Raw genomic sequence first — 24,122 nt, 5'->3', positions numbered from 1 at the left:
AAAAGATTAAACAAATTTAAAGGACGACATCATGACAACGTTATCACGACAACTACCTGATTTTTATGAATACCATGAGAATGAGACGCAATACTACTTACGACAAATGCAATATCCAGAAGATATGGCTTTGGTTCATAAATGGATGCATGAACCGCATGTGATTCCACAATGGCAGCTCAATAAGTCAGAAACTGAACTAAAAGTGTATTACGAAAAAATGCTGGCAGATGATCATCACCGAATTTTGATTGTAGGGGTAAACGGTAAAGATGTGGGCTACACAGAGATTTACGAGGGAAAACGGGATCGTTTAGGTTTGTACTACGACGGTGACGAGCTGGATCTAGGTTGGCATTTGTTATTTGGTGAAAAGTCCGTTTTTGGTAAAGGCTATTTACGTCCCGTCATGCGTTTATTGAGTTTTTATATCTTCGAAAATGCCGCATCAGCCAAGATTGTGGGAGAACCTGATCATAGTGTGAAGCCTTATGCCGTTGTGGTTGAAGACATGTGCTATGAAGCGCAGCGCCTAATCCCAATGCCTGAAAAGACTGCCATGTTGTATTACTGCTTTAGAGAAACTTTTTATGCAAAATTCGGTCATTACTTAAACGACTCCAAGGCATTTCAGCATCAGCAACTAGCTAAGGCGGTGTCATGAGTTACAGCTGCACCCACATGCACATACTGGACATGCGCTTTTCAGCGCATGTTTCAGTGGAAGAGTTTGAACAATGGTTGACTCAAGTTGAGCGCTTTTTTCTGAAAAGTCAGCCCTTTGTTTTGGTAATGCAAACGGCTGAGGGAACGACATTTCCTGAAGAATATCGGCAAATACAGGCCGTTTGGTACAAGAAGTTTAAACATCTCTTTTTTCAATATTGTTTGGGTCTGGTGCGTATTGCGCAAGATCCAGATGACTTCAAACGTTTAAATACACCCGCGCTGCATGCAGCGTGGCGTGTGCCTTATTACGTTTCATTAGAACAGTCTGATGCGCTGCAATGGGCAGTGCAGAGGTGGATATGCAACAACACTCAAGAAAATTAAATCATGCAATTTCACCATCTCAAATTTCAGTCCTGAGTTTGAGCGTCGTGATTATTTTGTACTTAGCACATGCATTGCCTTTGTATTTTTACAATGTGGCTTTGCCTGCCATTTTACGACATCAAGGGGTAGATTTACGCTGGATCGGCATGTTATCGCTGCTTTACATTCCATGGGCATTCAAGTTTTTTTGGGCGCCTTGGATCGATCAGCTCTATGTCAAAAAACTCGGTAAACGTAAAACATGGCTATTATTCACGCAAATCGCATTGGTACTGGGGGTATTGGTTTTAGCCTTTACGCAGTTTTCTTATGGGCTGACTTTATTTGTCATTGTTGGTTTATGGATTTCAACGTTTGCAGCAACGCAAGATATTGCGATTGATGGTTATACCGTAGAGAAATTTACTGAAGATAATTACCGTCTGGGCAGTATGGCACAGAGTATTGGGGTGGCCGTCGGTAGCATGCTCGGTGGTGCTGCGACTTTATGGATTTACCAATATTGGGGTTGGCAGTCAGCGCTCACAACTTTAGCGCTGCTGACATTTTTAACCATGTTTGCTGTGTTTTTTATTCAAGAAGAACCAGAAACTCAAATTGCCAAAGCCAAACCAAGCCTACGACAAGCGTTTAAACGACCTGAGATTCGTTGGGCCTTGCTGCTCATCGTTTGTTATCGCGTGGTGGAAGCACCCGCTATGGCAATGCTGAATCCAATGTTGATCGATCAAAAATGGTCACTGTCTCAGATCGGGGTGTTGATGTCTGTGGTCGGTGCCGGTGTCGGCCTGATTGCAGCTGTTAGTGCAGCTGTATTGCTGAAAAAAATCAAAGCGACGCAATTGTTGGTCTGGGCAGGATGGTTACGTACATTGCTATATGCCGTCATTGGGGCAGCCGTTGTATTGGGATGGTTGAATCAATGGCATCTGCTTTTAGGTGTATTTGTCGTGTTGATGCTAGCCATTCGTTATATCGCCATGACATCACTCTATGCCTATTTCATGCAGACCAGTTCTAAAGAACAGGCCGGTACCGATTTCACCATATTAGTTTGCTTTGAGTTGCTTGTGTACTTCATTGGCGGCGCATTTTCAGGCTTTCTCGCAAAATCATTAGGCTATGGACATTTTTACTTGGTATTGGCAATCGGCTCAGTAATCAGTGTCTTACTTAGTCAACGCATTGTTTTAAAAACACAAAATTTAAAAACTCAAACACTTCCGACTCAATCGGAACTCTAAGAAATGGAAAAGAATATGAAACGTTTAGCTTTACCGATGCAACTGACGTGTCTCAGCTTAGCAATTTGCACTCAGCTTTATGCGCAAGACGTCACGACAGACACTGCACAAAATACTGCAGTTGAAACACAAACTGCAGAAGCTACTAAAATGGCACCGATTGTTGTGACGGCAACTCGTTCTGCGAAAAGCATTGCCGATATTGCGGGTACGGTGTACAGCATTCCTAAAGAAGAAATTGAAAAACAAGCCAATGCAGGTAAAAGCACAGCTGATATTGTCGGTTTATTGGTGCCATCACTGACTCCATCGAGTGGTACAACGTCTAACTATGGGATGACCATGCGTGGACGTGTGGTGCAATACATGATCGATGGTGTGCCGCAAACGGGATATCGTGATGGATCTCGACAACTGGCAAGTATTAGCCCGTCGATGATTGAACGAATTGAAGTGGTCTCAGGTGCAAGTAGTATTTATGGTTCAGGTGCAACAGGCGGTATTATCAATATCATCACCAAACGAGGTGGATCAGAGCCGCTGAGTTTTGAAACGAAAGTCGGTGTCACTTCTGGTAATAACTTTAAGTCCGATGCGTTAGCTTATGAAGCTGCTCAAACCATGAACTTTAATCAAGGCAATTTACGCGGAACTTTAGGTGCTAGCTATACCAAACGTGGTGAAATACAAGATAGCCATGGCAACCGTATTGGGCCTGAGATTGCGCAAACAGACCGTCAAGATACCGACACCTTAGATCTAAATGGTCGTGTCAGTTGGAAAATTGCCGATGGTCAAATGCTGAGTTTCGGTGCGCAATATTATAATGATGAGCAAGATAGTGACTATGGTCCAGACTATGGTCCAAATTTAAATGCGCTGCGCTCACAGCCCGTGGGTGGCAAGCTGCCGTTGTCTTTAAATGCGGTAAAAGGCTTACAACTTGCCGAACAACCACAAACTGAACGTTATAGCGTCAACGCACAATATGAAAATCAAGATATTTTAGGGCATCGTCTAAACGCTGAAACGTATTATCGAAATGAAAAGGCACGTTGGTTCCCATCTGCACGTCAAATGGCACCTGAACTCTTCTTGGTGTATCAGTCAGAAACCGATATTGATGTGTTAGGCGCGCGTGTTGCTCTACAAAAAGATCTTAACTTAAATGGTCGTGAACTGGGGCTAACCTATGGTGTGGACTATGAAAATGAAAAAGATCAACAAAATATCCAAATGTATGACAGTGCTACATTTATTCAAAGTAATGGTCTGAGTTATCAGCCGTTTAACTATTATGCCTTTGGCCCTGATGTTGAAACAGAAAAACTTGGGGTATTTGCCCAAGCGCAATATGAATTAACCGACCGTCTTGGCTTACAGGCCGGCATTCGCCATGAGCGGGTAGAGAGTGATGTCGATTCATCTGTGCCTTATATGGAAGCCATTACTGCAGATTTAACCCCAGGTTATGTGGCGAAAACGCTGAATGGCGGTAAAGTAAAACATGATGCAACGCTGTTTAATGTTGGCGCGGTGTATCACTTAACAGATGCACAGCAAGTGTTTGCGAATTTCTCACAAGGTTCAAACTTGCCCGATGTGCAACGTATGCTGCGTGATGTGCCAGCAAATTCTGTGATTAATAGCCAAACCATTGACCCGATTAAAGTCAATAACTATGAACTCGGTTGGCGTGTACAAAATGCCGGTGGTTTAAATGCAGGAGTGACGGCTTTTTATAATGACTCAGATAAAAGCCTGAAATTTGGTGCGCCGAATTACACCATTGATGTTATTGATACCGATGAACGTATCTATGGTGTCGAAGCCAATGCCAGTTATGAAGTTCAACCAAATTGGACGGTTGGGGGCACAGTTGCATATACCACGGGCCAATTTAAAAATACCCAAGGTGACTGGCAAGAATTGGATGCCATTCGTGTGGCACCTTTAAAAGGAACAGCATTTTCAGAATGGCAGTTTGATAATGACATGAGCCTACGTGTTCAAGCTTTAGCGATTGGCGGTACTGACAAAGCCCAAAAAGACGCTGTGAAATATGGATCTGCTCCAGCAGCGGCAATTAAAGGCTTTGCAACGATGGACGTGATTGCCAATGCAAAAGTAGGACCGGGTAATGTGGGCTTTGGTGTCTACAACGTGTGGAATACGGATTATAAGTCGGTATACAGTCAGTCGGTTGAAACTGTCTATGGCCCACTTTCTAGCCTAGCGGCTCAAGGTCGCACCTACGGTTTAAGTTATACGGTGAAATACTGATTTAAAGCCTGAATCAGGTTTAAAGCACGGTATCGTGACTTACAAAATAGAGGTGGCTTAAGTCACCTCTATTGTTTATAACGTAGCCATTAAAAATGGATAACAAAAATAATGGATCGAAATAACAAACTGTTTATTGCTGCCAGTCTTGCCAATGGTGCAAGTTTCTCGATGATATTGCCGCTGTTGGCGCCATTGGTTCGAGAGTTAAAGCTTTCTGAACTACAAGGCGGAGCAATGGTTTCCGTCGGTGCGCTGCTGATGGCTATCGGTGCGATTTATATTTCAAAAAATCAATCCAAGTTTTCGATTTATCAACTCTTGAGTATCGGTTTTGTGGGCATGGCTGTGACATGGGGGTTATTTACAGCCGTGTTGATGTATGGCCTTACTGTTCAGATAGGGATGTTGCTGCTATTTAGTTTATTGATGTTGTCACGCGCAGCGACTGGGGTATTTATGGCGATGCCACAGATTGCCTTGCAAACTTATGTGATGACCCGATTTAGTAATGAGCAACAGCGTTCACAAGCGATGTCAAAATTTGGTGCATTAAACAGTGCAGGCGTAATCATAGGGCCATTTCTAACCACCTTGCTGCTGGGCTTTGGTGGAATCATGACGCCGCTTTGGGCAGCAATCATTATTTTAGCGTTGATTTCTGTGGTCTTGGTGTTCAGCTTTGACCGACATACCGAACAGCATAGCGTTGAAAAGCCAGTGACAGAAAAGCATGAGTCACCATCTACAGATTTGAGCATTCAGCAATGCTATCCATGGTTAATGTTGGGATTCAGTCTCTATCTTGCCATCGTGACCGTAAATTTAACGGCCGGGTTTTATATTCAAGACCGCTTTAATATGACTGCTGCAGAAGGTGCAGTGCATTTTGCAGAGTGTTCTCTCGTCGTGGGTATCGCTTTGGTGATTATGCAAACGCTGATTTCTAAGTATTTAAATTGGTCCGTATATCGCTTACTGTGGGTTGGGCTGTTTAGCATGGTAGCAGCCTTGCTGATTTCGGTTTTCACCAATGAATTACGGATATTTCAAGCCACGTACCTGTTATATGGTATATCGGTTGCGTGTTTAATCCCTGCATTTACAACGGGTGCAGCGCAAACGGCGCCCAGTGCGTTACAGACCAAGGTGGCAAGTTGGTGTACAGCCACTCAGGCTTTGAGCTTTGTTGTTGGGCCATTGATTAGTACGGGTTTATACCAGTGGCACAAAGAATTTCCGTATTATTTTTTATTTTTAGTGATGCTTGGTTTAATCGTATTCTTTTTATTTCAAACCAAAACTCAAACCGTGAAGCGAGTAACTGAGTGAAATATGCAGAGACTTGTAGACTTACTTCAATAGGTCGGTGTGAAGATAGGACTATCCTGACAATAGATGGTTTTGATTACATGATGTTACTTGATCGGTGATTGATCTTACAAAATAGATGTTTAAAGCAAGCACTTTGATTAAAAAATAATCACAATTGTTTCATTAATTCTAAAAGTACTGAATCAATAGTTTTCTCCGTTATTCTTTTCACATAAAAAATAACGGAGGTTAAATGCTTAAATTTAATAATGATTTGGTTCTGGGCGCCATTTTTGATATGGATGGAACAATGTTTGATACTGAACGTTTACGGTTTCAAACATTGAAACAGGCATCTCTTGAATTGACCGGTGTTGAGTTTTCCGAATCATATCTGATGAATTGTTTGGGGCTAAGTGCACAAAGCGCGCATCGATTGGCCCAAGCCGAATATGATGAAAACATTCCATACGCAGATATTCGCAAACGCGCAGATGAATTAGAGCTGGAGCATGTTCGTCAGTTTGGTGTACCGATCAAAAAAGGCTTGGTTCAAGTATTAGAACGCTTACGCAAGTCAGGACTGAGGATGGCCGTGGCAACATCGAGTCGCCGTGCAATCGCAGAAGAATATCTCATCAATGCCAATGTGTATAAGTTCTTTGATGTCTTGGTTTGCGGTGATGAAGTTGAAAATGGTAAGCCACATCCTGAAATATTTATGCGTGCTGCCGCAAAGCTGAATTTAAATCCTGCTGATTGTTTGATGTTTGAAGACTCGGAAAATGGTGTGACTTCGGCCTTTGACGCTGGCGGTATTACCGTACTGTTTAAAGATATTAAATCGCCCAATCACAACATGCTGTCCAAAGCCAAATATTATTATGAATGTATGTATGACTGTTTGACGGAACTTGACCCTTTCACTGCGCATTTAGAGATGCCGCATGTGCAAGAGGCTTTTCCACAAACCCTTAATCAGCTCACTGTTGGTATTCATGGTTTTGGGGCGATTGGTGGTGGTTATTTAGCACAAATTTTGTCGCATTGGGATGGTTATACACGCCCGAAAAAAATTTATGCATCGACTCGAAACCCTCTATATCGCTCTGCGGTCAATGCATTTGGTACCTATTGTATTCGCTATGGTCAATTGTCTTATGACGAACGCATTGAAAACATGGCAGTCATTGATGCTGAAAATATTCAGCAGATGCAAGAGATGTACACAGAGTCAAGTTTGGTTGCCATCTGTTTGCCTGAAAAAGCGATTGCAGAAGAGGCCAAAACCATTGCACAAGGCCTGTATGCACGACATATTGCACATGATGAGAAAGCCATCGAACCTCTAACGATGCTGATCATTTTGAACAAAGTCGGAGCAAAACAATTATTAATGTCACATTTAAAACAGGCTTTAACTGAGCTTGCTGGAGCGGTTGTTGCAGAGAAAATCATGCAACAACACTATTTTTGCGACACCGTGGTCAACCGCATGGTATCAAAGTTAAGTGACCAAAACTTATATCGTCAGCTCCGTATAAAATATAATATCTTCAAACAATTTCAATTAGATGAAGTTGAAGTGGATGCTCAATTAGACTTAGAAGATGCGACGAAATTAAATCCTGATCAGGAACGTCAAGCCACTTTATATGTTGAGGATATGCGCCGAAATTTCCACCCAAGTCATATATTGCAAAGCATGGATTTAATTTTATTTAACGCAGAATCTGACATGCCGATCTATGTAGAAAATAACAGTCCTTTGTTAGAAAAAATGCGTCAAATGATTTTGGTCGATCATATTGAAGATATCCAGTTAATTAAAAATCGCTTATGGAATGGCGTGCATGCCATGTTGGCTTGGCAATCTGAACTGTTAAACCATCAAACTATAGGTGTGGCACTTGCAGATCATCGTGTTGATCAATTTATGCATGAACTCATTGACGAGGTGAAGGCTGGTTTAGCACTGCGCTTACCAAATCGTGCTTTTGATTTAACACGACTGGCAGAAAGCTTTATAAACTCTTGTGAACATGCGTATAAAGATCCGTGTGCGCGTGTGGCACGAGATCCTTTACGTAAACTTGCAATTAATGAACGAGTGTTGGGCTCGTTGGCGACCAATGTGAAATATGGACTGGAGACAACGCACCTACAGCAAGGTATTGTCTATGGTTTGATGTATGCCGTGAGTGTAAATCAATGTTCGATGGATCAGGCTATCAACTTTATCCAGTTGCAATTTTCAGAACTGAAAAAGACAAACGAGCTTGAACAACTGGAACGTATTGAACAGATTGAGGCCAATGTAATGACGCAATTGCAGCAGTTTGCTGAACAGTTAAACGATCCACGGGTCAACCATACTGAAATGCAAGATCAGAAAGATACTGCGAAATTTGCCTAAAATATAATGCTTATCTGTGCGCAATATATATTGAATCAAAATGCTGAGTATGACTCGGCATTTTTTTCTTACAAAGATGCTTTAGATGAATGAATTTCAGTTCTAACTGAATATTACTAAATCAAAATTGGGCAAAGTCTGTTTTGATTCATGCTTTAATAAAGCAGATTGGATTTAAAGTGATTTATCTGTGTTTTTAAAACCCTCAATGCAAGTCGTACCGACGCTCAATCAGGATTATCCCGATTGGCATCAAGGTCGTCAGCACTATGCTTTGTGGTATATAGAAATACAGGATCCTGAATTATTGGCGTATCTCACAGCACTTCGAGCGCAGTTTTCAGATCTTTTATACACACCGAATACGCGCCAATTTCATATCACTGTGTTTATTTGTGGCTTTTTTGAAGAGTTAAATAAAACCCAATTAATCGATCATGTTGAACAACGATGGAATGATAATTTCTCAGCAGATGAATTGGCACTGCACCAACAACAACTTCGACAGTTATCGCTATCTAATATTCGGTTATGTACAGGTCAGATCAATAGCTTTCAAAGCGCGCTGTTTATTGAAATTGTGGATGTAGAGCGTAAGTTAGACCATCTACGTCAAGCTTTTAATTTAAGTTCGAATGAAATTGCACCAATCGAATATTGTCCGCATATCACATTGGGCTTGTATAAACAGGCATGGAATAGCGATGATATTTTTGAAAGAATCCAACAAATTGAACAGCACCGCTTTGATTTTGAAAGCGAGCAGCTGACTTTTGGTCATTATCAGGCTCAAGTATTACAAGGGATGTTGAGTCCTTATTATCAACATCAGTTTAGACAAAATATAGAGATGGCACAGTCATGATTCATTTCATTTTGGGTGGGGCACGTTCAGGTAAGAGCCGACTTGCAGAACAAAAAGCCAAAGAAAGTGCTCAAGCCGTCATCTATGTGGCTACAGCACAAGCCTATGATGAGGAAATGCAGGAGCGAATTCAGCATCATCAAGCCGACCGCCCAGAGCATTGGAGGCTGATTGAAGAGCCTTTGTATTTAGCCGATCGCTTAGTTGAAATAGACCAAGCTCATCAAACCATTCTTATCGATTGTTTAACGCTGTGGATGAGTAATGTATTGCTGCATGAACAAGCAGACTTTCAACAGCATCAATGCCAAAAATTACTTACGGTGCTGCCAACATTAAAGTCAGACATTATTTTAGTCAGTAACGAAACTGGACTAGGCGTTGTTCCCATGGGACAAATCAGTCGAAAATTCGTCGATGAATCTGGGCGCTTACATCAACAAATTGGTCAAATTGCTGACCATGTGGTGTTTTGTGTTGCAGGTTTTCCAATGATCTTAAAAGGAGATAAAGCATGAACTGGTGGCAAGAACCCTGTCAAAATCCGAGTATCGAAGCAAAGCAACAGGCGGTAAATCACCAGTTACAGCTAACTAAACCTACGGGCTCGCTTTCAGAACTTGAAAATGTAGCGGTGCAACTTGCATCATTACAAAACACAGATCAGCCCAATATCGATTTTCCGTGGATTACCATCTTTGCTGGTGATCATGGTGTGATGGAAGAAAATATTTCGGCCTACCCACAAGCTGTCACACGCCAAATGCTACAAAACTTCACGACCGGTGGTGCATGTATTAGTGTCATTGCACGTGAGTATCAAGCCAAACTACAAGTGATTGACTGTGGTTCGGTAGGTGAAGCTTATGAATATGCAGGGGTAGAGCGCTACTGTATTGCAGCGGGTACAGCAAATTTTGCTAAAACTGTTGCGATGAGCGAATCACAATGTATTGAAGCGATGAATCTTGGCCGTAAAAGTGTTGAAGATGCTATCGCTGCAGGTGCGTCAATTTATGTCGCAGGGGAAATGGGCATTGGCAATACCTGTTCTGCTTCTGCTGTTGCATGTTTTTTATTTAATGAGCCGGCCGAAAAATTGACAGGTGTTGGTACAGGTATTCGTGCTGAACAATTGGCACATAAGAAACAAGTGATTGATCAGGCCTTGGCTTTACATCACTACTATGTCGGACAAGATGTCTTTAAAGCCCTATGTGCTGTTGGTGGTTTGGAAATTGCCGCGATGGTTGGAGCGTACATTCGCTGTGCGCAATTGGGTCTGGCAATGGTGGTGGATGGATTTATTAGTACGGTTTCTGCCTTGGTCGCTGTTCGTTTAAATCCTGCTGTACGTGAATGGATGCTCTTTGGTCATCAATCGGCTGAATATGGGCACCAACGTTTACTTCAAGCCCTTGAAGCTGATCCACTCTTAAAGTTGAATTTACGTTTAGGTGAAGGCAGCGGTGCCGGTGCGGCCTTGGGTTTAATTCGTTTGGCATGTCGTTTACATAACAACATGGCGACTTTTGCACAAGCTGCTGTGATTGGTGAAAAAGTTTAAATGGAACATTTCCGTTTAGATATATTGCGTCATGGTGAGACTGAACTGAGCCATACCTTACGTGGCTCTACAGATGATGCTTTGACGCAAAAAGGTTGGCAGCAGATGCAGCAGACCATAGATGATGTATTGAACGTCATACATACACACGGTTTAGCGAGCTGGGATGTCATCATTACTTCTGACTTACAGCGCTGCCGTTTATTTGCTTTAGATTTGTCTCAACAACTTAAATGTCCAATGTTTGAAAATGCGAAGTTTCAAGAAATGCATTTTGGCGACTGGGAAGCGGTATCAACCAAGCATATCTATGAAAACACTCCAGAGTTACTCGCACAGTTTTGGCAAAGTCCCAGCACATTTACGCCACCGAATGCAGAAAGTCTTCAGCAATTTCAACATCGGATATTAAGCGGTCTAGATGAGTTAGTCTTGCAGGCTCAACAGCATCATTGGCAACGCGTTTTATTGGTTTCCCATGGTGGCGTGATTAAATTATTAAAATGTATGGCACAGCAAAGTCACTTAGATGATTTATTAAAAATGACTGCTGAATTGGGACAATTAAATTCATTCATTGTGCAAAATCGTGCAAATATTCGTCTTTTGGAGCAAAGTGAATGACACCTTTTTGGATTGCTCTACAGTTTCTCACGACTTTCCCGATTCAACTTAAAGCGATGCCATCGAAACAGCAAAATGGACAGTCTTTGTTGTTTTATCCAGCGGTGGGATTGTTGATCGGTTGCATTCTTGCCTTGCTTGCTTTTACATTGCATAGTCTGCCGATTATCTTACTCAGCAGTATTTTGCTGGTAGTTTGGATTTGGCTCACAGGTGGATTACATCTAGATGGTTTAGCTGATACGGCAGATGCGTGGGTCGGTGGCTTTGGTGATGCCGAGCGTACACTAAAAATCATGAAAGACCCTGCATGTGGGCCGATCGGTGTTTTGAGCCTCGTCGTGATTTGCTTACTCAAATGGTCGGCACTTTATGTTTTGCTACAACAGCAAATGTATTTGGCATTAATTGTATTTCCAGTCTTGGGACGTTTAGCCCCTTTATTTTTGTTTTTAACAACTCAGTATGTTCGCGAAAAAGGCTTAGGCTCATCGATAGCAGAAACTATTCCACGAAAGTCGGCATACCTAGTCTTTATACTCTGCCTAAGTGCATGTTTGTATTTTAGCTGGACTGGAGTGGTCAGTATTCTTACATTTATTTGTACTTTATTGTATTTACGATGGAAATTTATTCAGCGTATAGGTGGTGTGACAGGAGATACAATTGGTGCCGCGATTGAAATCACAGAAGTGTCGAGTCTTTTAGCGTTTGTCATAGCAATACATTATTTAGCTGTATAGTTTTACAGATGAAACAGTTTAAATCATCATTTAAAAAGCCCAGAGACTGCACTGGGCTTTTTATTTATCCCAATAGATAAATGACTAAATGAATAAGCGATGGCCCAAGCAATACCATAAATACTCCAGCAAGTACCATGCTCAAGCAGGCTGCTACACCTTCTTCTTTATGACGTGATAATGCTTTACTTGTACCAAATCCGTGTGCAGCATTGCCAAGAGCCGCACCTTGTGCAAAGCGTGAATGCAATTTAAGCCCAGCCAAAACTAGGTCAGCCATAGCCACGCCGGCAATCCCAGTAATCATGGTAAATAGAATCACCAATTCTACTGAACCTCCAATATTCGAGGTAAGTTCCATGGCAAAGGGCGTAGAAATGGAACGTGCCATTAAGCTATAAGACGTTTCTTGGTCAAACTGAAACAACTGTGCCAAATAAAAAGCACTAATAATCCCAGCTAACATGCCAATCACGATGCCTAAACTAATGCTCAGCGCATGCTGACGGATAATTTGTCGATATTCATAGATGGGAATAGCAAAAGCCACAGTGGCAGGGCCGAGCATCCATACAATCCATTGGCTTTCTTGCATATAGGTGTCATATGAAATATGAAAGCAAAGCATGAGTATAATCAGCACAAACGGGACGAATAGTGCAGGGGAAAGAACCATATACGGTAACTTACGATGTAGCTTTTTCGCCAAAATATAACCGACAAGGGTCAGGACGAAAAACAATACAGAGATGCTGTTCAACCCAAAATCGTTCATAAGGTTTTTCCTGCTGTGTTGACATCATGATCTGTCGCAGTTTGGTGTTTCGCTTTAATTTTTGCCTCGAGTTTAAAGCCCCAATAAACCGTAAATGCTGTAAACACCATGACACAGACAGTACCCAGTACCACGGCTAAAATTAACTGCCAGCCAGAGCTGAGTAATAAATCTTGATATTTAATTAATCCAACTACACAGGGGATAAAGAATAGAACCAGTTCAGCCAAAATAAAATCTGAGCCTTGTTTGACCCACTGCATTTTAAATAAACCACTCAACAATGCAGCTAATAGCAGCAATAAACCAATCACGCCAGCAGAGATCGGCAAGTTAAACCATGATTGAATGCAAGAGCCGATCCACCAGATTAATATCAATAAACTTATCTGCGCTAAAGTTTTAAGAAACTGGGTAAATTTGGAAGTAGATTGTGGAAGCGTATCCATGAGACAACAGCAGAATAGGAGATGACGCTATTTTAAAAGTGCATAACCTGTATAATTATGAATAATTAATTATTAATTATGCTTGAATGGAATAATAATGGACATTAAAAGCCTAAAAGTCTTTGTGACCATCGTACAAAAACAGAGTTTTAGTCATGCAGCAGAAGCGCTTTTTGTCACTCAGCCGACCATTAGTAAATTAATTCGTCAGTTAGAAGATGAGATCGGCGTGCCTTTATTTCATAAAGGTGAAGCAGGGCGTAAAAGGGAAGCGCAGCTCACCTATATGGGAGAGCAGATTTATCAGCATGCTTTAGTGATATTGAATGAACAACAACGGATGCTTGATACAGTCACCCAAGTTCGTGCCTTAAAACAAGGTAAATTGACTCTAGGTTTACCGCCATTGGCATCGGTGATGTTTAGTCAGTTAATCGCGCTGTTTCATAAAAAATACCCGAATATTGAATTGAGCTTTTTTGAGGTAGGGGCAACAGGTATTGAAAATGCCATTTTAAAAAAACAGGTCGATGTCGGGATCATTTTGGGTCACTTGAAACCGGTGTTAAGTGGTATTCCAGTGATGGAGTCACCTTTATGTTTATTATCTAAAAAAAACTCACAGTGGCGTAAGCGAAAAAACGTTTCGTTGATTGAATTAAAAGAAGAATCCTTTTTATTGTATGACGATACCTTCACACTCAATGACATCATTATACAGGCGGCAAATTACGTCGGATTTGAGCCCAATGTAGTGTGTAAAAGTAGCCAGTGGGACTTCATCGCCAAAATGGTAGATTCAAATGTCGGGATTGCACTCCTGCCTAAAATTTATTGTGAACAACTTGATGCGGCAAAATACCATATGGCTGAATTAGAAAATCCAAACCTAGACTGGAAACTCAGTATGGCCTGGAATACCACTGTTGCCATGAGTCCCGCAACGCGTGCATGGCTAGAAATAATTGAGGACAATAAAGACAAAATACATTTTTAGTTCATTTACAGATCAAGCAGATAAAATGAATGCGTTGAAACGATGGTGGATTTATGATTTGTACATCAAAGATTATTGAAAAGGATTTTGCAAAATCAACAGGCATGAATTAAATTGGGTGTTGGTCGTTATTTTTGATGGTTCATAAAATGAAATGGGATGATATTGGTCAACAACCGTGTTCAATCGCTCGTGCACTTTCAGTGCTAGGGGATCGTTGGACGATGTTGATTATCCGTAATGCATTTATGGGCATTCGACGTTTTGATGACTTTCAACAAAATCTCGGTGTGACGCGTCATGTGTTATCTGACCGATTAAAGCGTTTGGTTGAAGAAGGTATTTTAACCAAAGTTGCTTATGTCGAGCGTCAGGAACGGTTTGAATATCGGCTGACTCAAAAAGGCTTAGACTTGTATCCCATCCTTCTAGCTATGACCCATTGGGCTGATCAATATATGGATCAGGGCTTAGGATCACCTGTTGAATATGTGCATCAGGCATGTGGGCAAAAATTTAAACCGGTTTTGGTGTGCTCATGTTGTGCTGAACCGATCCAAGCCAAACAGGTCAAACCGATATTTACCCAAGCCTATTACATCGCTCTCAACCAATTAAAACCTGCCTAAGCTGTTTTATGGCTTTCTTCAAGATGCTGATTTGCATCTATTTAGCCAAAATAGCCTAAGCGGTATTTAGATTGCTTTAAAATTACAAACAATTTGCAGGTTTAGGGATGCCCGCTAAACGACTTAAATGCCGAGCGACCAAACCCGTGTTAAATTTGTCTTGTAACACCGCATTATTAATATCAGCGCTCACCGTTTTCATTAAAAATTTAATGAGTGGGCGAGTTGCCGGTGAGTGACCAAACTGTTGATAAAACTGTCGTACAGCTTGTAAAATTTCAAAATGCCAAGGGCTTAACTCAAGCTCTAAACTTTTAGCCAGTTCTTGGGCAACAGCTTCATTCCAAATAGTGTAATCCACCAAATGGCCATCTTGGTCTAATTCAAGATTCATATTCATTCCAAAAGAGAAGATTGTAGAAATGGATCGCTTTTACTCAAATTATTTGAGTGAAATACATCTTTTAAATCTAAGGCATAGATCAGCAAAAGCGGCATAGTCGATTACTTTCATATGACTATAATTCATACTTTTACCTAAAATCTCAGCATCATTTTCAAGTACATAACATGTGCCAAATTGCTGAATTTGTTCATCTGCAATATGTAAGACTGCTTCACCCATCAAGATAATTGCATCTTCAGGATTGATTAAACTGGCTAACTGCTGGATGTGCTGTAGGGTATTGGCATAGCTGGCTTGGACTAAATACAGCGTAGAATTTGACATCATCATTCCTCTTTTACCAATACAGCACATGATCAAATTGTTGAATTAATTCAGTATTGAATTGAACAAACTCAAGTTCTTGTTCACTGTTGATTACAAATGGATGCTGTGAATTTTTTTGTTCAATATAAATCGGAGTGAGATCATAAAACTCAAAGCTATCAACCATGTTGGATGCGAGTTTAAACGCATGCTTGAGCTGACTAAACTCTTGTTCTGCTTGAAGTAAGCTTAGCGCAGCATCTTTGAGCAACACTTTTACGTCACAACCGAAGGTTGCAAGCACCATGGTCGCAGAAAGACTTTCATGTACTTGTAAGCTTGCAAGATTTGCATGGGTTAAAACAACCAGTACAGATTTCACGTAATTTTCCTTTTCAATGCTACAAATGCGCGGCAATAAAAATTTTTAGAATTGCAATAAACGGTCAGCAGTTTGTACTGCATCGGCAAGTTCGCCTAGGCCCACAAGTTCAAATTGCTCAGCTAGATTATGTTGCTGAATATTGTGACGCTGTGCATTTTCCTGATCTGTGATCCCACGTGCGAGAGCTGCACTTACGCAAACAGGTAAACGAATGCCGAGTTTTTGCCATTCACTACTGAGTTTGCGTTGATCATCTGGCACCCATTGCAGGGCATTTGCGACATTTACAGCATCTTGATAGAAAAAAACCCGAAAGTTTTCGCCTTTCTGTTTCAGCGCTTGGGCAAGACCCAAAGCATGCCAAGCCAATATCGAAGTGGGTGAGGAGGTAATTAGTAATAGAGTACTCATCGAAATTCACTAAATGAATAAACGGTCTAGATCGACAGTTTGTTCTGAGTTCAGAAGAAAAAGCTAGTATACAATGATTTACTCAATGATCTGAATATTTGCAAAGTTTTGCTTATTTAGGCAGCGAAGTCATTGCCAATTTTTCTTCAAATATAACTTTTGGTTTATTTTGGATTCAGCCTCGAGCCATCACTTTTTCATAAATAAACTGTGCGGTTACATACTGAATAATCTTTATATGAATAAAACGCAATTTTTGATTTTACAGAGTGCTATGATCTTTTCATTTTTTAAACCATCTCATGAATATAGAGAAATTTAATTTAAGTTTATTTAATTCAATCAATGCATCGGACAATGCTTTAGATTTCACTATTTCTTTTGCCATATTTATAGCCAATGATCTATTTTATATCGTGATTCTTTTGATGTTTTTGGCTTGGTTTAAGGGCAGTTTTGACACCAAAAAACAAATCGTTAAAGCCACTGTTTTTACAATTGTCGCATTTCTAATCAGCCAAGTGATTTCAAGTTTCTTTTACTATCCTAGACCCTTTGTCTTGGATGTTGGACGCACGATTATAGAACATTCACCGAATGGATCATTCCCGAGTGATCACATGCTGTTTTTTAGTACGATTGCATTTTCTTATATATTTTCAAAGCAAAAAACCGTCGGCTATGTATTTCTAGCATTCGCTTTTCTTGTGGCGTGGTCGAGAGTCTATTTAGGTGTGCATTATCCAATGGATATGGCGGGCGCGTTGATCATCGCTGTTTTGCTTAATTTTGTCGGACTGTCTTTATGGCGAAGCTATGGTTTTCATTTGGTGAGCATGATATTAAAAGTTTACGAGTTCCTATTCTCAGCCATGATTAAAAAAGGCTATATCCGCTAAATTAAGTTCCTTAGATATTTGCGATTTCAAACGTTTGCTGCTGTTATAGTTACATTGCCAACATCTTGCCAGATGAATATTTATGATGATTCATCTGGCGTTCACATCCAGATTCTATACCTCAAAAAATAGTCAGACTGCTCAATTCCATTTGCTCATTCCAGCAGGTGTTTTCTAGTTCGACTGTCCTACATCAAATATTTAGTAGTGCGAATTTTTTTAAATATCTTCTTCTAAAAGCGTTCACTCAAATACCACGTAATCTTGAGATTTCTTCAAAATTGATTGGCTAGCGAGGTCATTTGTCGTAAATCAAATACAGTTAATATTCATAACTGCAACACAGTCAAAATTCCAAAGCAGTAAGATAAAACTAGAATGCTCTTGCAGATTGTTCGGCTCATGGAAAATGCTGAGGCGAGGTTTAATAATTTTGATCTGTAGAAAAGTTGGTGACTACTTCAAGATGATGCCAAAGAGTTGTAAAAGCTTGATAACTATAAGGAGTATCTAAACAATGATTTTAGTGACTGGTGGTTTAGGCTTTATAGGCTCACATATAGCCTTGAGTTTAATGGCTCAAGGTCAAGAAGTCATTATTGTGGATAATTTATCCAATGCAAATTTACAAACACTTGAACGACTAGAATTTATTTCAGGCATGTATGTACCTTTTGTCAAACTCGATATTCGAAATACTCCCGCACTCAATAAAGTATTTGAACAATATACCGTCGATGCTGTCATTCATACGGCAGGCTTTAAGTCATTGGAAGAATCCGTCCTTAAACCACTTGAATATTATAATGATAATGTCAGTTGTATCATGAGTTTGCTGCGTGCTATGCAGCGAACAGGTGTACGAACACTGATCCATTTATCAAGTTTAGCGGTATATGGACAGTCGTCGGCAGAATTAACAGAAGACACAGAAATCAATTTTACCTATCCAAATCCCTATGTGAAATCTCAACAAATGGTGGAAGAAATTATACGGGATACGGCACGTACTGATAATGAGTGGAAAATTGCGATTTTGCGTTTAGGAAACGTCGCAGGTGCATTCGAACATGCAGTTTTAGGTGAGTTTGTAGCGCCATTGCCAAAAAATATCGTGCCACTAGCGATGCAAGTTGGGGCTTTACAACGAGATTTTATCGAACTTCGCAAACAAGCTAAAACTGAAGATGGTACTGTGGAACGGAGTTTCGTGCATGTACTCGACTGTTGTAAGGCGGTGTGGCAATGTTTGAAATGGTTGTCGCAGCAGCAATTCGCCTGTGAGGCTTTTAATATTTCAGGTGAGTTGGTTTCGATACAGCAACTATTAGATACGCTTTCAGAAGTAACTAAGGCCGAGATTAAGACGGTCGAATCTAGTTTTTACCCAAGCCATGAATATGACCAGCTTGGGGCAAGTACACAGAAAGCGAAAAGTACTTTTGATTGGCAGCCTGAACAAGATTTAAAGAAAATGCTAGAAGATGAATGGCGTTTCTATCAACAAACATTAAGAGGGAATTAACTCGTCTTGTATTGGGTAATTTTAATCGTCGTGCATGATTTTCTTTATAAAATCACGATAAAGATTATCAAATAAACCACTTATAATTGATAATGGTTATTATTTACAAGGCTAAACAAGTTACCTAAACTGTATTTATCAGCAGAATTTGATTCTGCAAAGACGTTCAAGTTTATAGATAAGGATATGAGGTCATTTATGCAAACACGTATTGAACATGACACAATGGGCGATGTTGAAGTACCTAGCGATGCGATGTGGGGTGCACAAACACAGCGTAGTTTGCAAAACTTTAAAATTGGTGGTGAACGTTTACCACGTCCAATGATTCGTGCAATGGGTCTCGTGAAAAAATCAGCTGCGATCACCAACGCAGCATTGGGTCAAATCCCTCAGGAACTTTCTGGTTATATCGTCAATGCAGCCGAAGAAGTGATCTCAGGTCAATGGGATGCACAATTTCCACTGGTAGTTTGGCAAACTGGTTCAGGTACGCAAAGTAACATGAACTGTAATGAGGTAATTGCCAATATTGCCAATCAAAAACTAGGCAATCCATTGGGTTCACAAAAACCTGTCCATCCCAATGATCATGTCAATCGTGCTCAATCGACCAACGATTCATTCCCAACTGCAATCCATGTGGCTGCAAGTCTACAAATCAATGAGCTTTTAATTCCTGCAGTAACAAAACTGCGTAATACCTTAGAAGCTAAATCTAACGATTTTAAAGATATTGTTAAAATTGGCCGTACACATTTACAGGATGCAACGCCTTTAACATTAGGCCAAGAGTTTAGCGGCTATGTTTCACAGCTCGATCATGGTTTGAAGCGTTTAAATCAAGCTTTAGAAGGGCTGTATGAATTACCACTAGGCGGAACAGCGGTGGGTACAGGTCTCAACGCACATCCTGAATATGCTGTAAAAGCAGCAGCAGAACTTGCGAAACAAACGGGTCTGCCATTTGTAACTGCGCCCAATAAATTTGAAGCACTTGCAGGACGTGATGCAGCTGTATTTGCGTCGGGTGCGTTAAAAACACTCGCTGCAAGTTTAAATAAAATCGCCAATGACGTGCGCTGGTTAGCCAGTGGCCCACGCTGTGGTTTTGGTGAGCTACGCATTCCAGAAAATGAACCAGGTTCAAGCATCATGCCTGGTAAGGTCAATCCAACTCAAAGTGAAGCTATGACGATGGTGGTTGCTCAAGTACTTGGAAATGACACAACCATTAATGTTGCTGGGGCATCGGGTAACTTTGAATTAAACGTGTTTATGCCTGTTATTGCCTTTAACTTATTGCAATCTATTCAACTCCTCGGTGATGCATGTAATAGCTTTAATGACCACTGTGCAGTAGGCATTGAGCCAAACCGTGAAAAAATCGATCATTTCTTACATGATTCATTAATGTTAGTTACGGCACTCAATCCTGTAATTGGTTATGAAAATGCTGCGAAAGTTGCTAAAACTGCATATAAAGAAGGTAAAACTCTAAAGCAAGTTGCGGTAGAACTCGGTTTAGTCACTGCAGAGCAATTTGATGAAGTGGTTCGTCCTGAGCAAATGGTTTCACCCAATACCAAATAAATTGTTTTGAGATCATTCATCTAGAGTGTTTGAAAATAAAAAGAGGGGCTGATTCATATTCAGCCTCTCTTTTTATTGGATATATGATTGAATTATTTTTCAACTAGTTATTGCCTAACACAGATTCTTTGGATTCATATTCATCTTGAAATGTATGTATATAAACAGGACTGTTTATTAAAAATAGGGCAACGAACAGAATGAAGAAAGGCCTGATGATGAAGCGAGTAATTCATTGGATTGGGCTTTGAATTCATTGGCACACTTGTTAAAATGCCTTTCTTTTTCTGTTTTCGTTGCTATTTGACATTTGTTTGAATAAATATTTGCAAGACAGTGTTTTATTTAAGGATTTCCCCCAATGCTCACCATCTATTTGACAGATGTCCAAAAGAACGTTCAATTTAAAGACTATCCGGGCGAGCATCCTGTTAAATTTGTTTTGAATTTTAAAAAGATTTTCCCAAGTGTTATGGAGCTTTTGCTACCAGTTTTGCCTGAGAATGAAAATCTAGAAGAAATGAGCTGGGAATCGACAACGACAGATTTTGAAAAATTTAAATTGCTACTCAGTGGTTGGGGCGTAATCGAACTACGTTTGAATGCTATTGCCCAATATAAAGACCGTGCTTATGCAGATAACTTGGTAAAAAAAGCACAGCAAAAGCGCAAAGAATATAAAAAAGCACAGTCAAAATTACAAACTGTTGAACTAGATTATCTATTCATGCACGAAGTTCATGGTTTGATTGATGCAGAGTTGGTTGAGTTAGGTGAAAAATTCTATCTACCGACTTTACGTGAGCTTTGGAAAAACCAAGTATCAGCGAATGTATTAGAAGCAAAATTCTAAACTGTACAAAGTTTTAGTCGAAAAATCCTCCGCTTAGGAGGATTTTTTATATGTACAGCAGAACTTCAGATTTACTTCGACAAGTGACTGTTTCATAGTGACCGATCTAGCAAGTAGAGCATTCAAAACATTTGGAAAGTCGCGATACTTATCATTCCAAATGTTTCTGACTCATCTGCACATTTTATTTTAAAGGACCATTTTATATGTCAAATCAGTTTATTGACCTGATAAGCAAACGTCGTACTATTTATGCTATTGGGGACAATGTAAGCCAAAGCACAGAATATTTAACTGATTTGATCCAAACAGCGATTAAACAAAGCCCGTCTTCATTTAATTCACAATCTTCTCGTGCTGTTATTTTATTTAATGCTGAAAGCGAAAAATTTTGGGGCTTAGTCGCTGACAAATTAAAATCTTATGCAAAAGATGAAGAAAGTGCTGCGAAGACGACTGCGAAAATGGCAAGTTTTGCAGCAGGTTTAGGTACGGTTTTGTTCTTTGAAGATTTAGATGTGGTCAGTGGCTTACAAGCACAGTTTCCTTCTTATGCAGAAAACTTTCCGATTTGGGCTGAACATTCAACTGCCATTGCCCAATTTGCGACTTGGACCGCATTGCATACTGAAGGTTTAGGCGCATCACTACAGCATTACAACCCAATTGTGGATGAACAAGTGCATGCTGAATGGGACATTCCCGCGCATTGGAAACTTCGTGCTCAATTGGTTTTTGGTTCAGTGGAAGGTGAAGCGAAAGAAAAAGGCTATATGGATGATGCCGCTCGTTTTAAAGTCTTTCAATAATTGCAGCGTATAACACACAATTTCGATAAAAAAGGAACGAAAACGAAGTTCCTTTTTTATTGTAGTTTTTATTGAAATAGATAGGGTTGGACAAGATTTTCATCCGTGAAAACCTTGTCCAGATTAGCCCATTGAGGACTGAGCTAAACGGGTGACTAGAACCAACTTTCTTGCATGTTGAGGCAAGTATCATCAAGTTCTAGCAATAACTTGGCTTGGTGCTCTATTTCAGGTAATTCCCAGCGGATAAAATATTGCGTGGCTTGTAATTTACCAGCTAAGTATTGTTGATCTTCAGCTAAATCTGAATGTTCAAATTTCACAAGGGCTTGATTAGCCATTTCAAGCCATAGCCATGAAATTATGACTTTGCCCATCATGTCTAGATACAACGCAGAATTTCCCAGTGCCTGATCGACACGACCTTGAGCGAGGACTTGTCCCAAACTTTGTGTGGTTTTCTTCACCGTGTTTAAATGCGCTGAAAAAATCGCTGCAAGCGCTTCCGTTTTTGGATGTTGAGCTTGATCAATCGTATTTTGCATACGTTGTAATAACAGCATCAAACCTTTGCTGTTGTGCTGCCAAAGCTTACGACCCAACAAATCCAAAGACTGAATACCAAATGTACCTTCATGGATCGGATTTAAGCGGTTGTCGCGATAGCATTGTTCAAGCGGATATTCACGGGTATAGCCAGCGCCACCTAAAACTTGGATGGCTAAATCATTGGCTTTTGGTCCATAGGCGGAAGGGAATGATTTGACGACAGGGATAATCAAATCTAATAACAGCGCGCTGTCTTCATTGTTAGCGGCTTGATGTTCATCAATTAAAAGTGCAGCAAATAGGCATAATGCAAGTGCGCCTTCCACATAGGATTTTTGCGCCAAAAGCATCCGTTTAACATCTGTATGTTGAATGATATTGACAGGTTTCGCAGCAGGATTTTTATCTGATACTATGCGACCTTGTGGGCGGTTTTTGGCATATTCGAGCGACTCTAAATAGCCACGGTAGCCAATCATGGCTGCACCTAAGCCGACTCCGACTCGTGCTTCATTCATCATCTTAAACATATATTTAAGACCAGCACCTGCTTCACCAATCAGATAACCTTTACATTGGTCTTTTTCACCAAAGCTCAGCACTGTCGATGTTGTACCTCGGTAGCCCATTTTATGTAATAAGCCAGCCAGTTGAACATCATTGGCATCTGCAAGTGAACCATCGCTCAGGGTTTTAAACTTCGGAACAATAAAAAGTGATATACCTTTTACGCCCTGAGGTGCGTCTTGGATGCGAGCAAGGACCAAATGCACGATATTTTCAGTGATGTCTTGGTCACCCCCTGAAATAAACATCTTTTGGCCTTTGATGAGGTAGGTACCATCGGCTTGTGGTATGGCTTTTGTGGTCAAATCACCCAAAGATGAACCCACATCCGGTTCAGTCATAGCCATCGTTCCTGCAAAACGACCACTGAACATATGTGGTACAAACATAGCTTTTTGTTCAGTCGTACCGAAAGCTTGAATCACATTTGCAGCCGCAGCGGTTAGAAATGAATAAGCCACTGACGATGGATTTGCCGACATGAAAAAGGCATTTGCAGCCATGTTGATCAAAGTCGGAAGTTGCATACCGCCTGCATCATAATCATGCTGCGCACAAAGCAGGCCTGCATCTGCAAATTGCTTCCATGCCGTTTTGACTTCAGCAATGGTTTTAACCTGTTGACCATCAAAGGTTGGTTCGTTTTGATCGGCTGTTGCGTTATGGGGGGCAAAAAAGTCTTGAGCAATACCTTGTGCAGTTTCTAGGATACTTTTGAAGGTTTCAGCATCATGCTCAGCAAAACGTGGGTAATGCGTTAAGTCTTGCGCTTTAAACACGTCAAATAGCAAAAAATTTAAATCTTTGTCATTGATTAACTGCGCCATTGCTCAATCTCTAATCGGGTCGAATTTTAT

At 40.5% G+C, this 24,122-nt stretch carries 25 protein-coding genes; 18 read left to right on the top strand and 7 right to left on the bottom strand.

From position 1 onward, the window contains the following. Positions 1 to 31 precede the first annotated feature (31 nt). From FTV27_RS12955 to FTV27_RS12905, 11 genes are all read left to right on the top strand, one after another. Positions 32 to 664 carry a GNAT family N-acetyltransferase gene (locus tag FTV27_RS12955; protein WP_180078913.1) on the top strand — a complete coding sequence of 211 codons (633 nt, stop codon included), beginning with the start codon at positions 32 to 34 and terminating at the stop codon, positions 662 to 664. After that, complete coding sequence (locus FTV27_RS12950; RefSeq protein WP_180078912.1) at positions 661 to 1,053, top strand: hypothetical protein; 393 nt, start codon at positions 661 to 663, stop codon at positions 1,051 to 1,053. The genes FTV27_RS12955 and FTV27_RS12950 overlap by 4 nt, the downstream gene beginning before the upstream one ends. Further along, on the top strand, positions 1,029 to 2,300 hold the full coding sequence (locus FTV27_RS12945; protein WP_249682814.1) for an MFS transporter: 1,272 nt from the start codon (positions 1,029 to 1,031) through the stop codon (positions 2,298 to 2,300). Before FTV27_RS12950 ends, FTV27_RS12945 begins: the two co-directional genes overlap by 25 nt. 15 nt (positions 2,301 to 2,315) lie before the next feature. Continuing rightward, positions 2,316 to 4,583 carry a TonB-dependent receptor gene (locus FTV27_RS12940; RefSeq protein WP_180078910.1) on the top strand — a complete coding sequence of 756 codons (2,268 nt, stop codon included), beginning with the start codon at positions 2,316 to 2,318 and terminating at the stop codon, positions 4,581 to 4,583. A 111-nt stretch (positions 4,584 to 4,694) separates the two neighbouring features. After that, entirely contained in the window at positions 4,695 to 5,915 is a 1,221-nt protein-coding gene (locus tag FTV27_RS12935) for an MFS transporter (RefSeq protein WP_180078909.1), read from the top strand. A gap of 235 nt (positions 5,916 to 6,150) precedes the next feature. Continuing rightward, a complete protein-coding gene (gene mtlD / locus FTV27_RS12930) occupies positions 6,151 to 8,313 on the top strand; it encodes a bifunctional mannitol-1-phosphate dehydrogenase/phosphatase (RefSeq protein WP_180078908.1) in 2,163 nt (720 codons plus the stop codon). 190 nt (positions 8,314 to 8,503) lie between these two features. Further along, positions 8,504 to 9,178, top strand: a complete 675-nt coding sequence (locus FTV27_RS12925) for a 2'-5' RNA ligase family protein (RefSeq protein ID WP_180078907.1) — start codon at positions 8,504 to 8,506, stop codon at positions 9,176 to 9,178. Further along, complete coding sequence (gene cobU / locus FTV27_RS12920) at positions 9,175 to 9,696, top strand: bifunctional adenosylcobinamide kinase/adenosylcobinamide-phosphate guanylyltransferase (protein WP_180078906.1); 522 nt, start codon at positions 9,175 to 9,177, stop codon at positions 9,694 to 9,696. Before FTV27_RS12925 ends, cobU begins: the two co-directional genes overlap by 4 nt. Further along, positions 9,693 to 10,745 carry a nicotinate-nucleotide--dimethylbenzimidazole phosphoribosyltransferase gene (cobT, locus tag FTV27_RS12915; protein ID WP_180078905.1) on the top strand — a complete coding sequence of 351 codons (1,053 nt, stop codon included), beginning with the start codon at positions 9,693 to 9,695 and terminating at the stop codon, positions 10,743 to 10,745. Before cobU ends, cobT begins: the two co-directional genes overlap by 4 nt. After that, positions 10,746 to 11,369: a histidine phosphatase family protein gene (locus FTV27_RS12910; protein WP_180078904.1), complete on the top strand. Its 624-nt coding sequence runs from the start codon at positions 10,746 to 10,748 to the stop codon at positions 11,367 to 11,369. It abuts the gene before it with no gap. After that, positions 11,366 to 12,112 (top strand): adenosylcobinamide-GDP ribazoletransferase, encoded by a 747-nt coding sequence (locus tag FTV27_RS12905; protein ID WP_180078903.1) that lies wholly within the window; start codon positions 11,366 to 11,368, stop codon positions 12,110 to 12,112. The genes FTV27_RS12910 and FTV27_RS12905 overlap by 4 nt, the downstream gene beginning before the upstream one ends. Before the next feature lie 64 nt (positions 12,113 to 12,176). Here the strand turns inward: FTV27_RS12905 and FTV27_RS12900 are convergent, their stop codons facing one another. Together FTV27_RS12900 and FTV27_RS12895 are read right to left on the bottom strand one after the other, a co-directional pair. Continuing rightward, positions 12,177 to 12,887: an LrgB family protein gene (locus tag FTV27_RS12900; RefSeq protein WP_180078902.1), complete on the bottom strand. Its 711-nt coding sequence runs from the start codon at positions 12,885 to 12,887 to the stop codon at positions 12,177 to 12,179. Further along, complete coding sequence (locus FTV27_RS12895; protein WP_180078901.1) at positions 12,884 to 13,336, bottom strand: CidA/LrgA family protein; 453 nt, start codon at positions 13,334 to 13,336, stop codon at positions 12,884 to 12,886. The genes FTV27_RS12900 and FTV27_RS12895 overlap by 4 nt, the downstream gene beginning before the upstream one ends. Before the next feature lie 97 nt (positions 13,337 to 13,433). Here FTV27_RS12895 and FTV27_RS12890 point away from each other — a divergent pair, with 97 nt between their 5' ends. Continuing rightward, a complete protein-coding gene (locus FTV27_RS12890) occupies positions 13,434 to 14,333 on the top strand; it encodes a LysR family transcriptional regulator (RefSeq protein ID WP_180078900.1) in 900 nt (299 codons plus the stop codon). 149 nt (positions 14,334 to 14,482) lie between these two features. Then, positions 14,483 to 14,962, top strand: a complete 480-nt coding sequence (locus FTV27_RS12885) for a helix-turn-helix domain-containing protein (RefSeq protein WP_078191046.1) — start codon at positions 14,483 to 14,485, stop codon at positions 14,960 to 14,962. An 82-nt stretch (positions 14,963 to 15,044) separates the two neighbouring features. Here the strand turns inward: FTV27_RS12885 and FTV27_RS12880 are convergent, their stop codons facing one another. Genes FTV27_RS12880 through tusD form a run of 4 tightly spaced genes read right to left on the bottom strand, consistent with a single transcriptional unit; the run spans position 15,045 to position 16,470 of the window. Continuing rightward, the gene (locus FTV27_RS12880; RefSeq protein WP_180078899.1) at positions 15,045 to 15,356 is read right to left on the bottom strand and encodes a TusE/DsrC/DsvC family sulfur relay protein; all 312 of its coding nucleotides are present in this window, start codon (positions 15,354 to 15,356) and stop codon (positions 15,045 to 15,047) included. Between the two features lie 48 nt (positions 15,357 to 15,404). Beyond that, the gene (locus tag FTV27_RS12875) at positions 15,405 to 15,692 is read right to left on the bottom strand and encodes a DsrH/TusB family sulfur metabolism protein (protein WP_078190986.1); all 288 of its coding nucleotides are present in this window, start codon (positions 15,690 to 15,692) and stop codon (positions 15,405 to 15,407) included. A gap of 13 nt (positions 15,693 to 15,705) precedes the next feature. Then, positions 15,706 to 16,056: a hypothetical protein gene (locus tag FTV27_RS12870; RefSeq protein ID WP_078193833.1), complete on the bottom strand. Its 351-nt coding sequence runs from the start codon at positions 16,054 to 16,056 to the stop codon at positions 15,706 to 15,708. Positions 16,057 to 16,101: 45 nt separating this feature from the next. Then, complete coding sequence (gene tusD, locus FTV27_RS12865) at positions 16,102 to 16,470, bottom strand: sulfurtransferase complex subunit TusD (protein WP_180078898.1); 369 nt, start codon at positions 16,468 to 16,470, stop codon at positions 16,102 to 16,104. A 302-nt stretch (positions 16,471 to 16,772) separates the two neighbouring features. On the opposite strand from tusD, the gene FTV27_RS12860 reads away from it, so the two are divergent. The 5 genes from FTV27_RS12860 (at position 16,773) to FTV27_RS12840 (ending at position 22,149) form a co-directional block, all read left to right on the top strand. Continuing rightward, a complete protein-coding gene (locus tag FTV27_RS12860; protein ID WP_180026274.1) occupies positions 16,773 to 17,369 on the top strand; it encodes a phosphatase PAP2 family protein in 597 nt (198 codons plus the stop codon). 517 nt (positions 17,370 to 17,886) lie between these two features. Further along, positions 17,887 to 18,894: an SDR family NAD(P)-dependent oxidoreductase gene (locus tag FTV27_RS12855; RefSeq protein WP_180078897.1), complete on the top strand. Its 1,008-nt coding sequence runs from the start codon at positions 17,887 to 17,889 to the stop codon at positions 18,892 to 18,894. Between the two features lie 198 nt (positions 18,895 to 19,092). Further along, the gene (gene fumC, locus FTV27_RS12850; RefSeq protein ID WP_111884341.1) at positions 19,093 to 20,487 is read left to right on the top strand and encodes a class II fumarate hydratase; all 1,395 of its coding nucleotides are present in this window, start codon (positions 19,093 to 19,095) and stop codon (positions 20,485 to 20,487) included. A 361-nt stretch (positions 20,488 to 20,848) separates the two neighbouring features. After that, positions 20,849 to 21,340: a hypothetical protein gene (locus tag FTV27_RS12845; RefSeq protein WP_078193829.1), complete on the top strand. Its 492-nt coding sequence runs from the start codon at positions 20,849 to 20,851 to the stop codon at positions 21,338 to 21,340. A gap of 206 nt (positions 21,341 to 21,546) precedes the next feature. Beyond that, positions 21,547 to 22,149 carry a nitroreductase family protein gene (locus FTV27_RS12840; protein WP_180078896.1) on the top strand — a complete coding sequence of 201 codons (603 nt, stop codon included), beginning with the start codon at positions 21,547 to 21,549 and terminating at the stop codon, positions 22,147 to 22,149. A 155-nt stretch (positions 22,150 to 22,304) separates the two neighbouring features. On the opposite strand, the gene FTV27_RS12835 is transcribed toward FTV27_RS12840, so the two are convergent. After that, positions 22,305 to 24,092: an acyl-CoA dehydrogenase gene (locus FTV27_RS12835; RefSeq protein ID WP_180078895.1), complete on the bottom strand. Its 1,788-nt coding sequence runs from the start codon at positions 24,090 to 24,092 to the stop codon at positions 22,305 to 22,307. Between the last annotated feature and the right edge of the window lie 30 nt (positions 24,093 to 24,122).

It is taken from the genome of Acinetobacter sp. YH12251 (assembly GCF_013417465.1).
GTDB lineage: Bacteria > Pseudomonadota > Gammaproteobacteria > Pseudomonadales > Moraxellaceae > Acinetobacter > Acinetobacter amyesii.
Note: the sequence above shows the minus strand (reverse complement) of the source record. Positions and strands in the feature narration are given on the sequence as shown.

Excerpts from the sequence above, each read along its gene's own strand:
- FTV27_RS12955 (WP_180078913.1), top strand. The coding sequence starts at position 32 with ATGACAACGTTATCACGACAACTACCTGATTTTTATGAATACCATGAG.
- FTV27_RS12950 (WP_180078912.1), top strand. The coding sequence starts at position 661 with ATGAGTTACAGCTGCACCCACATGCACATACTGGACATGCGCTTTTCA.
- FTV27_RS12945 (WP_249682814.1), top strand. The coding sequence starts at position 1,029 with ATGCAACAACACTCAAGAAAATTAAATCATGCAATTTCACCATCTCAA.
- FTV27_RS12940 (WP_180078910.1), top strand. The coding sequence starts at position 2,316 with ATGAAACGTTTAGCTTTACCGATGCAACTGACGTGTCTCAGCTTAGCA.
- FTV27_RS12935 (WP_180078909.1), top strand. The coding sequence starts at position 4,695 with ATGGATCGAAATAACAAACTGTTTATTGCTGCCAGTCTTGCCAATGGT.
- mtlD (WP_180078908.1), top strand. The coding sequence starts at position 6,151 with ATGCTTAAATTTAATAATGATTTGGTTCTGGGCGCCATTTTTGATATG.
- cobU (WP_180078906.1), top strand. The coding sequence starts at position 9,175 with ATGATTCATTTCATTTTGGGTGGGGCACGTTCAGGTAAGAGCCGACTT.
- cobT (WP_180078905.1), top strand. The coding sequence starts at position 9,693 with ATGAACTGGTGGCAAGAACCCTGTCAAAATCCGAGTATCGAAGCAAAG.
- FTV27_RS12910 (WP_180078904.1), top strand. The coding sequence starts at position 10,746 with ATGGAACATTTCCGTTTAGATATATTGCGTCATGGTGAGACTGAACTG.
- FTV27_RS12905 (WP_180078903.1), top strand. The coding sequence starts at position 11,366 with ATGACACCTTTTTGGATTGCTCTACAGTTTCTCACGACTTTCCCGATT.
- FTV27_RS12900 (WP_180078902.1), bottom strand. The coding sequence starts at position 12,887 with ATGAACGATTTTGGGTTGAACAGCATCTCTGTATTGTTTTTCGTCCTG.
- FTV27_RS12895 (WP_180078901.1), bottom strand. The coding sequence starts at position 13,336 with ATGGATACGCTTCCACAATCTACTTCCAAATTTACCCAGTTTCTTAAA.
- FTV27_RS12890 (WP_180078900.1), top strand. The coding sequence starts at position 13,434 with ATGGACATTAAAAGCCTAAAAGTCTTTGTGACCATCGTACAAAAACAG.
- FTV27_RS12885 (WP_078191046.1), top strand. The coding sequence starts at position 14,483 with ATGAAATGGGATGATATTGGTCAACAACCGTGTTCAATCGCTCGTGCA.
- FTV27_RS12880 (WP_180078899.1), bottom strand. The coding sequence starts at position 15,356 with ATGAATCTTGAATTAGACCAAGATGGCCATTTGGTGGATTACACTATT.
- FTV27_RS12875 (WP_078190986.1), bottom strand. The coding sequence starts at position 15,692 with ATGTCAAATTCTACGCTGTATTTAGTCCAAGCCAGCTATGCCAATACC.
- tusD (WP_180078898.1), bottom strand. The coding sequence starts at position 16,470 with ATGAGTACTCTATTACTAATTACCTCCTCACCCACTTCGATATTGGCT.
- FTV27_RS12860 (WP_180026274.1), top strand. The coding sequence starts at position 16,773 with ATGAATATAGAGAAATTTAATTTAAGTTTATTTAATTCAATCAATGCA.
- FTV27_RS12855 (WP_180078897.1), top strand. The coding sequence starts at position 17,887 with ATGATTTTAGTGACTGGTGGTTTAGGCTTTATAGGCTCACATATAGCC.
- fumC (WP_111884341.1), top strand. The coding sequence starts at position 19,093 with ATGCAAACACGTATTGAACATGACACAATGGGCGATGTTGAAGTACCT.
- FTV27_RS12845 (WP_078193829.1), top strand. The coding sequence starts at position 20,849 with ATGCTCACCATCTATTTGACAGATGTCCAAAAGAACGTTCAATTTAAA.
- FTV27_RS12840 (WP_180078896.1), top strand. The coding sequence starts at position 21,547 with ATGTCAAATCAGTTTATTGACCTGATAAGCAAACGTCGTACTATTTAT.
- FTV27_RS12835 (WP_180078895.1), bottom strand. The coding sequence starts at position 24,092 with ATGGCGCAGTTAATCAATGACAAAGATTTAAATTTTTTGCTATTTGAC.